This window comes from uncultured Algibacter sp. (genome assembly GCF_947495675.1).
Lineage (GTDB): Bacteria > Bacteroidota > Bacteroidia > Flavobacteriales > Flavobacteriaceae > Algibacter_B.
Window position 1 is genome coordinate 131,445 of sequence record NZ_CANLZX010000010.1, and the last position, 9,434, is coordinate 140,878.

6 protein-coding genes, 1 tRNA gene and 1 pseudogene are annotated in these 9,434 nt (G+C 30.8%); 1 reads left to right on the forward strand and 7 read right to left on the reverse strand.

Annotated elements, in window-relative coordinates; all coding sequences use genetic code 11:
- Window positions 1-23 precede the first annotated feature (23 nt).
- On the reverse strand, window positions 24-3,089 hold the full coding sequence (locus tag Q0842_RS08890; protein WP_298497038.1) for a TonB-dependent receptor: 3,066 nt from the start codon (window positions 3,087-3,089) through the stop codon (window positions 24-26).
- A 656-nt stretch (window positions 3,090-3,745) separates the two neighbouring features.
- On the reverse strand, window positions 3,746-4,726 hold the full coding sequence (trxB, locus tag Q0842_RS08895) for a thioredoxin-disulfide reductase (protein WP_298497042.1): 981 nt from the start codon (window positions 4,724-4,726) through the stop codon (window positions 3,746-3,748).
- Between the two features lie 154 nt (window positions 4,727-4,880).
- Between trxB and Q0842_RS08900 the strand changes: the two genes are divergently transcribed.
- Window positions 4,881-5,342, forward strand: a complete 462-nt coding sequence (locus Q0842_RS08900) for a hypothetical protein (RefSeq protein WP_298497045.1) — start codon at window positions 4,881-4,883, stop codon at window positions 5,340-5,342.
- A 142-nt stretch (window positions 5,343-5,484) separates the two neighbouring features.
- Here the strand turns inward: Q0842_RS08900 and Q0842_RS08905 are convergent, their stop codons facing one another.
- From Q0842_RS08905 to Q0842_RS08925, 5 genes and pseudogenes are all read right to left on the reverse strand, one after another.
- Entirely contained in the window at window positions 5,485-5,919 is a 435-nt protein-coding gene (locus tag Q0842_RS08905) for an RbsD/FucU family protein (protein WP_298497048.1), read from the reverse strand.
- Between the two features lie 84 nt (window positions 5,920-6,003).
- A pseudogene (locus Q0842_RS08910) lies at window positions 6,004-6,780 on the reverse strand (SDR family oxidoreductase).
- A gap of 152 nt (window positions 6,781-6,932) precedes the next feature.
- Window positions 6,933-7,643 carry a FadR/GntR family transcriptional regulator gene (locus Q0842_RS08915; RefSeq protein ID WP_298497050.1) on the reverse strand — a complete coding sequence of 237 codons (711 nt, stop codon included), beginning with the start codon at window positions 7,641-7,643 and terminating at the stop codon, window positions 6,933-6,935.
- Window positions 7,644-7,836: 193 nt separating this feature from the next.
- Complete coding sequence (locus Q0842_RS08920) at window positions 7,837-8,898, reverse strand: polysaccharide lyase family 7 protein (protein ID WP_298497053.1); 1,062 nt, start codon at window positions 8,896-8,898, stop codon at window positions 7,837-7,839.
- Between the two features lie 449 nt (window positions 8,899-9,347).
- A tRNA-Pro gene (locus Q0842_RS08925) sits at window positions 9,348-9,422 on the reverse strand.
- Window positions 9,423-9,434: the final 12 nt, after the last annotated feature.

Below are 9,434 nucleotides of genomic sequence, written 5' to 3' on the forward strand. Positions count from 1 at the left end.
TGTTTTTTTCCTTAAAGTTACGATTAAAATTTAACATTTAGACTGAAACTTACAGACCTAAGCGTTGGATAATTACCAAAATCAAAACCTCTAACCGTATTACTCGCTGTATTATTATTACCTGCAGAACCATAATAATTAACTTCAGGATCTAAACCAGAATAGTTTGTAATAGTCAATAAGTTTTGTGCACTAACTGACAATCTTAGTTTTTCTATACCTAATTTTTCAATAGCCTCAGAAGGAAAATTGTAACCTACCGCTATATTTTTTAATCTAATGTAACTACCATCTTCAACAAAACGAGAAGAAATTTCTCTAAAACTATTATTTCCTACACGTGGTTCATTTGTGTTTGTGTTTGTAGGTGTCCAAGCATTATTAAAATAACCATAAGTAGTATTAGCATCACCATTGTTTAACTGTACCTCAGTCATATTAAAGATTTCTCCTCCTTGAGAACCTTGGAAAAAGATGTTTGCATCAAAGTTTTTATACTTAAAGTTATTTGTGATACCCCAAGTAAAATCTGGATTAGGGTTACCAATAATTTTTCTATCATCATTTGTAATATCACCACTATCATCTAAATCTAAAAATAATGGATCACCAGCTACACCACCAGAAATGGTAGCTGTACCTGCTGGTAAAGCACCTCCTTGATATACACCTGCATAATCAAAGCCAAAAAATTGACCTACTTCTTCACCTTCTCTTAAGATAGCATTGTTAGTAACACTAAAATAACTTGGTGCTCCATTTTGAAAATAGTCATCACCGTTTATTAAAGTTGTTACTGTATTTTTGTTTCTAGAGAAAACTAAATCCGTAGTCCAACTAAAATTGTCGTTAGTAATATTTCTTGTGTTAAGAGAAACTTCAAATCCTGTATTGTTAACCTCTCCAACATTCTTTAATATTTCATCATTGTAGAAACCTAAATACCAAGGCAGTCCTCTATCAACCATTATTAAATCTTTAGTGTCGATGTTATAATAATCTAACGAAAGAGAAATTTTATTGTTTAATAACCCTAAATCAACACCAAAGTTTGTTTGGTATGATGTTTCCCATTTTAAATTTGGGTTAGCAGGTTGGTTTGGTGTAACAGCAGCTACAGTTAAACCATTGTTAGACGCATATATACTTGCTAAACTTGCTAAAGATTCGTAGGCGCCAATAGATGGGTTACCAGTTTCACCATAACTAGCTCTTAATTTTAAGTTAGAAATAGTTTCACTATCACTTAAAAAATCTTCATTAGAAATTTTCCAACCAAAAGCTGCCGATGGGAACGTTGCATATTTTTTATTTTCAGCAAAGTTAGAAGCTCCATCTCTTCTCACTGTAGCAGTAAATAAATATTTGTCATTCAAATCATAATTCACCCTTCCAAATACAGATTGAATTTCTGTATCATTTGTATATATATCACCAGACCCACCGTTTATTAAAGTGGTAGCTGTCCATAAACCATAGTAAGAAAACGAATCTGAAATAGTTCCAGTACCTTCGCTATAAAAACCTTTTTTGGTTGTTTTTTGATACGAATAACCAGCCAATAAAGTTAAATTTCCTTTACCTATTTCTTTATTATAAGTTAAGTAATTTTCACTCAAGATATTTTTAGTTTTATCTTCAGTCATAATAGCTCTTCCGCCAACACCTCCAGCTGTAACTTGCAAAGTACGTGGTAAATAAAGTCCTCTAAAATCATTATCAGTACTTAAACCAAATGTCGTCTTAAAAGTAAGTCCTTCAATAATTTCATAATTTGCATAAAAATTTGCTCTGAATTTTTCCGTTTCTGTGTCATCCTCTCTTTGAGTGGCAACTGCCCATGGATTATCAACTTGATCCCCTATTCTATCGTTTATTGAAAAGGTTCCATCAGCATTATAGATGCCTTGGTCTGGAGCAAAACGCATTGCTAAAGCCACAACATCATCACCACCAGCACCAACACCGTTTGCACCTGTTGATTGTGTAGCAACTCCATTTTTCTTACTTAAGGTACCTGTTAAGTTAAGTCCTAATTTTAATTTATCGGTTACTTGCGCATCTAAATTTGATAAGAATACTGCTCTTTCAAAACCAGAATTAACCAGTATACCATCTTGTTGGAAATACGTACCAGAAGCATAGTAATTTACTTTTTCAGAACCTCCTGAAAAAGAAAGTTGATTACTTGAAGTATTACCTGATCTGTAAATTTCATCTTGCCAATCTGTATCTGCTGTTCCTTGAGGAAAAGGAGTAGTGTTACCTTGATTTGCTCTAATTTGGTTTTGATAGTCTGCAAAATCGTTTGCATTCAATAAATCTAAACTATTTGCAGTATTTTGGACAGCATAAGTAGAATTGAATTCAACATTTAATTTTCCACTTCTACCTTTTTTAGTAGTTACCAAAATTACACCGTTTGATCCTCTCGAACCATAAATAGCAGTTGCAGATGCATCTTTTAAAACTTGTAAAGATGAAATATCTCCTGCTTGTGGCATACTAGCACCTACAAAACCATCAACAACAATAAGAGGTGAGCTACTTGCATTAATAGACGTATTACCTCTAATAGAAATACTAATAGGAGCACCTGGCTCACCACCATTATTAGATTGTACATTTACACCAGCAGCACGACCTTGAAGCGCTTGCTCAGCGTCTAATACAGGAAAAGCAGTTAATTCATCAGTTTTTATAGAAGAAACTGAACCTGTTACGTCACTCTTCTTACGAGCACCATATCCTACTACAACTACTTCATCAAGTGAAGCTAAATCTTCTAATAAAGCTACATTTACTGTACTAGAATTACCTACTACAACTTCTTTGGTTGCATATCCAACATAACTAAATACTAAAGTTGCATTGTCTGAGTTTAAATTTATTGAATAGTTACCGTCAAAATCAGTAGATGCACCGGTACTTGTTCCTTTTACTATAACATTAACACCAGGCAATGCCATGCCATCTGCCTCTGCTGTTACAGTTCCTGTTATGGTTTTTTGTTGTGCATTTAAAGTAAACGCAAAACAAAATCCTAATAATACTAGGAATGTCTTTTTTAAATGTTTCGTTTTTTTCATTAGTTTAATTTTAGTTTAAATTTAGTTTAACAAATAGTCAAACTGAATAATTCAATAATTAAAGATTTTATAATCTTTAAAATCGATTTACTCATTTTGATGTTTTCATAGTAATTAATTTGTTTTAATCATGTAAAAAATTGAATTTTTAAAAGGTTAATAATTATAAAATTTGTTTAAAAAAGTTTAATCTTTAAATAATAAAATTGGTGCGCCAAATTGGTTTTCCAAATTGGTTTTCCAAATATATGTTATTTTTATGTTAAATAGGTAATAAATAATGTAAAGATTTAATTTTTCGATAAAAATGACCTGTTTTTTTTAATGAAACATTTCAAATAGAATGTTTAAAAAGTGTTTTATATTTATTATTTTTTAATTTAAAAAAAACAAATAACCTTGTTTATGAACGTAAAATATGAAAAAACATAATAGTTTTTTTGGAAGAATTAATATGATTGAGATACTTCTATAAATAAAATAACTACACTTAAAATTAGTGAAAAAAATTATATATTAAACTTAAATTGTATTTTTTTTTAATTTATTTAAATTACTAAATGTTTTGACTTTAAGTACTAGAATTACAAAACCCTATAAAACAAAAAAACCAAAGTAATTAACTTTGGTTTTTAAAAAATAAAGATTGTTTTACTTTAGTTGTAAGTAGAAGTAGAGACTTCGAAAGAGGAGTCTTTAGCAGCTAAATAGCGTTCTGCATCTAAGGCTGCCATACAACCTGTTCCGGCAGCGGTTACCGCTTGCCTATAGACATGATCTGCAGCATCACCAGATACAAAAACACCTGCTATATTTGTTTTAGATGTTCCCGGAGTATTAATAATATATCCTGTTTCATCTAAATCTAAAAAGTCTTTAAAGATATCAGTATTAGGTTTATGTCCAATAGCAACAAAAAACCCCGTAGCTGGAATATCCTGTTTTTCATTAGTTTTATTATTAAAAACTCGAACACCAGTAACCACTTGCCCATCTCCTAAAACCTCATCGGTTTCAGTATTGAATAAGATTTCAATATTTTCAGTATTTTTTACTCTAGCCGCCATAATTTTTGAAGCTCTAAACTCATCTCTACGAACCAACATAGTTACTTTTTTACAAAGTTTTGATAAGTAATGTGCTTCTTCACAAGCAGAATCTCCTGCACCTACAATAACCACTTCTTGGTTTCTATAAAAGAATCCATCACATACAGCACATGCTGAAACCCCACCCCCTAGTTTTAAATATTTTTGCTCAGAATCTAAGCCTAAATATTTAGCAGAAGCTCCTGTTGATATAATTATGGTATCTGCATGAATTTCTTTAACATCATTTACCCAGACTTTATGTACATCACCAGAAAAATCAACTTTGGTAACCCATCCATCACGAACGTCTGTCTCAAAACGCTGTGCTTGTGCTTGTAACTGCATCATCATTTCAGGTCCAGTTACACCTTCAGGGTAACCTGGAAAATTCTCAACTTCATTTGTTGTTGTTAATTGTCCGCCTGGTTGTGTACCTTGATATAAAACGGGTTTCATATTAGCCCTAGCAGCATAAATTGCAGCTGTATAACCAGCTGGTCCAGAACCGATAATTAAGCATTTAACTTTTTCTATTGTATCAGACATAATCGCTATTAAATATTTATTAAACAAAAGTAGAATTTTTGATTAAAACCTAACAGAGAAGTTATCAACAGTTTTTATAGCTTAATAAATCTAAAGTATTATTGTGTGTTTTTTTTCGTAACTTTAGTAACCTAACTATTTAAACCTTAATGTCATGAAAAAAATTATATTAATTATTTGCTTTGCAATTATTTATTCTTGCAATGACCATCGAAAAGTTGACAAAAATATAACTACAACTAATATTGAAACTAAAACTTTAGAAGGCGCATGGAAATTAGTAAGCTATATAAATTATGGAGAAGATGGAACTGCTGATACTATTTTATCTTCAAATACTAATAAACAAATAAAAATGTATTCAAAAACAAAAGTCATGTGGAGTAGAACCCGAATTTTTGATACAATTGATTGGTTTGCATATGGAGATTATACTGTTAAAGATGGCATTTTAGTTGAAATTCTAGATTATGGATCTAAATCAATGAACGAGGTAATAAAAGAAAAAACCGAATTTGTATTTAATGTTGATATTGAAGAAAACAAATTTAGTCAAACTGAAATTGACAGCTTAGGGCATCCAATTTATTCAGAAAATTATATTCGATTAGAATAAATAATACTTTACAGTCCAAATTAATTTGATTGAATAAAGCTGCTAGAGAGGGTTTTTATAGTTGAATAATTATATGTACTCTATAGTGTAGTATCTGCCAAAACATTTACCATCACTTTTGAGAGCATAAATTTTAAGTATGCTAAAAGTCACTTTCTTCTGCCATTTTCACCACCCCTACAGTAAGTATTAAATTAGCAAATCGACGTTGTTCTCCTGTTTGAATAATTAAGGTTGTAGCAGATTCTCTAATTTTATCGTAAAAAGCCCAACGTTCAATTTCATCCCACGTTACATCCCCTAATAATATTTTATATGCATTATGTATAAATGCGTTTGCTTCTGCGGGCTTTTCCATAACAATAGCGCCTTGTATAGGGCATACTTCCAATATACCCTCTAATACTGTAAGAGCATCTAATAAACCTGGACGAAAATTAAGATGCACCGTGGTTGAATTTGGTCCAGTCATGGCACCAACGGGTAAATTACCGTCGGCAATCACAACTTGTGCAAAATGGCCTGAACGCCCTAGGGCTTCCATAATAGTTGGGTGTATAATTTTGGTTTTTAGCATAAATTTATAGTTAGAATATATATATATACTATTACAAGCCAAATTATTAAGTATAATTTAGCTTATAATTTTAAAATAGGTGAACTACATATTGTAAACACCACCATTAATATCTAGTGTTGCTCCTGTTATAAAGCCATCGTATTCTGAAGCCAAATATAATACCGCTCTTGCTACATCATCTGCATTACCAGCTCGCTGTATTGGAATACCAGCAATAGTTTCGGCTGCTGATTCTTTTGTAATATGAGTATTATGAAAAGAGGTTCCAAGAATAAGCCCTAGAGCAACCGCATTAACTCAAGCACCTTGAGCTCCTAATTCTGTAGAAAGGGCTCTTGTAAATGTTAAAATAGCTCCTTTACTGGTAGAGTAAACTAGCGACCCTGGGTGTCCGCCTTTGCGTCCAGCAAGTGATGCTAAATTTACAATACTACTATTGCTGTTTTTTGCTAAATATGGTGATGCTGCTCGAGTAACAAACATCATAGAAGTGAGATTAATATCCATTACCTTATGCCAAAACTCTGTATCCATATCACTCAGCATTTTACGCGCAACTAGTGAACCTGCATTATTAATTAATATATCTAATCCACCAAAGGCTTGTACCGTTTTTTCGACCATGGCATTAGCATCAGCTTCTTTTGTTAAATCTCCAATTATAGCAATAGCTTTTTGTCCTTTGCTAACAGCATATTCTGCTAATTTGTTAGCAGTATCTGCACTTGAAAAATAGTGAATTGCAACATTAGCTCCACTATCAATAAAATGTTTAGTAATAGACTCACCTATCCCCTGTGCACCAGCAGTTATTAAAACATTTTTTTTAGTTAATTTATTATTATTAATTTTAATTATATTTAATTGAGTCGATAATTTTGAGCTTTATTAAAATCATCATTTCTTCATATTTAGTTCAGTTATTTAATTTTAATGCATTTTTAATGGTCCTTGATAATAAAAAAACAAAACACTCTTTTTTAATTATTTACGTCATTATTTCTATTTTTTTATAATACACCACAATATTCATATAACAATTTAAAATGCTTTTTCATTTTACTTTTAGCTAATTGAGAATCTTGTATTTTAATAGCCTCATAAATTTCTGAGTGTTCTTTAATTCTTAATTCATCCAAATCATCATAATCTGTATGATACTTTTTAAAATCTACAATTATTTGTGGTGTTATAGCAATCATAATTTGATTAATAGTAACATTACCACTAGCTTTGGCAATAGCTAAATGAAATAACAAATCTTCCTGAACAGCATCTTCACCAGATAATAATTTTTTTTTGTGAGCATCTAAAGCTGATTTTATTCTTTTTAAATCTTCTTTTGTCCGCCTTAAAGAAGCTAATTTCACAGCTTTTAATTCTAATAAGATTCTGGTTTCTACTAGTGATTTAAAATTAGGCAAATCAAGACTTAAGATATCTTCTATCATTCCGTTCATGGCAACAGCACCTATATTTGCTATAAAAGTTCCACTTTGTGGTATTGATTTTAAGATTCCATAGGATTCTAATTTAAGAATAGCTACCCTAACACTTCTTCTACTAACTCCAAACTTTTCTGCTAAAATGCGTTCTGCAGGTAATTTATCACCTGGTTGCAAATGCTTTTGATTTATTAATTCACTTATCTCAGAAATTAACTTTTTAACTCGGTTTGTTATTTCTTGATTTTCATTTTTTGAAAGGACATCTAAGTTCATTTGAATAGAGGTATTTTATTTCAATAGGTTTTTTTAAATTAAATTTGAAATGTCAATTAAAAACATTTTTGCGCACCAAACTGGTACACCAGATAAAGATTAAATAAATGTTATGATAAAATAATTACTACATTAAATACAAGTTTATATGTTAGTTTTTATTCAAAATCATAAAATATTTAAATAAGCTTTTCTATTCTTCATTGGGCATAGTTCCTGCTCCTACAGATGCTTCTCTAAACCAAACTTCTGCATAACAACCATTAGCATATTGTTTAGCTATATCGCCACCATAAGTTTCAGAACCTGTACTCCAAACTATATTATCTTCAGGATTTTTACCATTGGTTTGGTTATATGCGCCTTGTTTAAAATACTGTATTTCTCCAGCATAAGCATTTTCACGCTCTATACCATCACGCCCTATTGAGGCATACAATGTTAATATTTGCTTCGGAATAGCATTATATGTTGTAAAATCTGATTTTAATAAGTTTTTAGTAAATTTTACAGTTTTATGTCCTTCACTCTTAAAAGTTAGATACATAATACCTTTATATACATTTATCTCATAGCTAAATTCTTCACCCAATTCAATTCCATCAGTTGGTTCTTCAGGATATGAGGCAGGACTAGACCCAACAACAGACATATCATTTCCCCAAACTGCAGTAGAATAATCCCACCTTTTGGAATTATCACCTTCTGTATTAATTTCATAATTCCAAAATACAGAACCTTTTGTATGACCTGGAAATTTCTTGTAAAATATTTTTATTGGTTCATTTTCGTGACCTTCATCGCTATGAATTTGGCCTACTACAACCGAGTGTGAAGCAGCAACTCTTGCATCACCAGAGGTAGAAACGTGCTGTACTTTTAATGTACCTGTTAATTTACCTCCAGTTTCAGGTATCCAATGTTTTATTTGCCCTAGTTCTGTTCTTGTATTACTCGATGTTCTTGATGTAACTCCAGAATTAGGTGTTTTATAAACTACCCAATTTGTTTTACCATCATTAGAAACATAAAAAAAATCTTTATGTTCAAAACCTACTAGATTTTTTTTACTTGTACCATCTCCACAAAGAATTTTCCATTCATCCATAAAAGGAATAACATCACTAGGATAAAAGACAGTTGTAGTTTCTATATTATTAGATTTTTTAGCTCTTTCTAAACAACTATTAAAAAGTAATATTAGACATAACATCAATACAGACTGAAATAATAATTTTACATTTTTGGAGTTCATTTTATTGGTTTTTATTGTTCATTTTCAATAACAAAATATTGAAATACCAATCTGGTACACCAAATTGGTGGACCAAATATAATTAAATTTATTTATGATTTTATAATTTAAAACACTTTAATTAATTTTATTAATTAAAGACTAGATATAAATACAGTCCAAATATTCACAAAAAAAACAAAAACGTTAGTAAGTTTTAAGAGAAGGTTATACAACAAATATTAAGCTTAGAGATACTTAAAAGCTTAATCTATTCTTTAGGATTTTTATAAATTAATAAGTTATAAGGTTGTTTTTAGTGGTAAGATTACTTTAATTTATTATTTGACAAAGGATGGCTATAAAAAATCTTATTTCAATTAATACAGAAATACTTTCTTTACTAAAACATTTTTATAAAACTAAATAAACTGCATAAAAAAAGCTTTGCAGACTGCAAAGCTTTTTTGTCGGGGTGGCAGGATTCGAACCTGCGACCTCCGCGTCCCAAACGCGGCGCGATAACCGGGCTACGCTACACCCCGAATTGGTTATCT

Excerpts from the sequence above, each read along its gene's own strand:
- Q0842_RS08890 (WP_298497038.1), bottom strand. The coding sequence starts at position 3,089 with ATGAAAAAAACGAAACATTTAAAAAAGACATTCCTAGTATTATTAGGA.
- trxB (WP_298497042.1), bottom strand. The coding sequence starts at position 4,726 with ATGTCTGATACAATAGAAAAAGTTAAATGCTTAATTATCGGTTCTGGA.
- Q0842_RS08900 (WP_298497045.1), top strand. The coding sequence starts at position 4,881 with ATGAAAAAAATTATATTAATTATTTGCTTTGCAATTATTTATTCTTGC.
- Q0842_RS08905 (WP_298497048.1), bottom strand. The coding sequence starts at position 5,919 with ATGCTAAAAACCAAAATTATACACCCAACTATTATGGAAGCCCTAGGG.
- Q0842_RS08915 (WP_298497050.1), bottom strand. The coding sequence starts at position 7,643 with ATGAACTTAGATGTCCTTTCAAAAAATGAAAATCAAGAAATAACAAAC.
- Q0842_RS08920 (WP_298497053.1), bottom strand. The coding sequence starts at position 8,898 with ATGAACTCCAAAAATGTAAAATTATTATTTCAGTCTGTATTGATGTTA.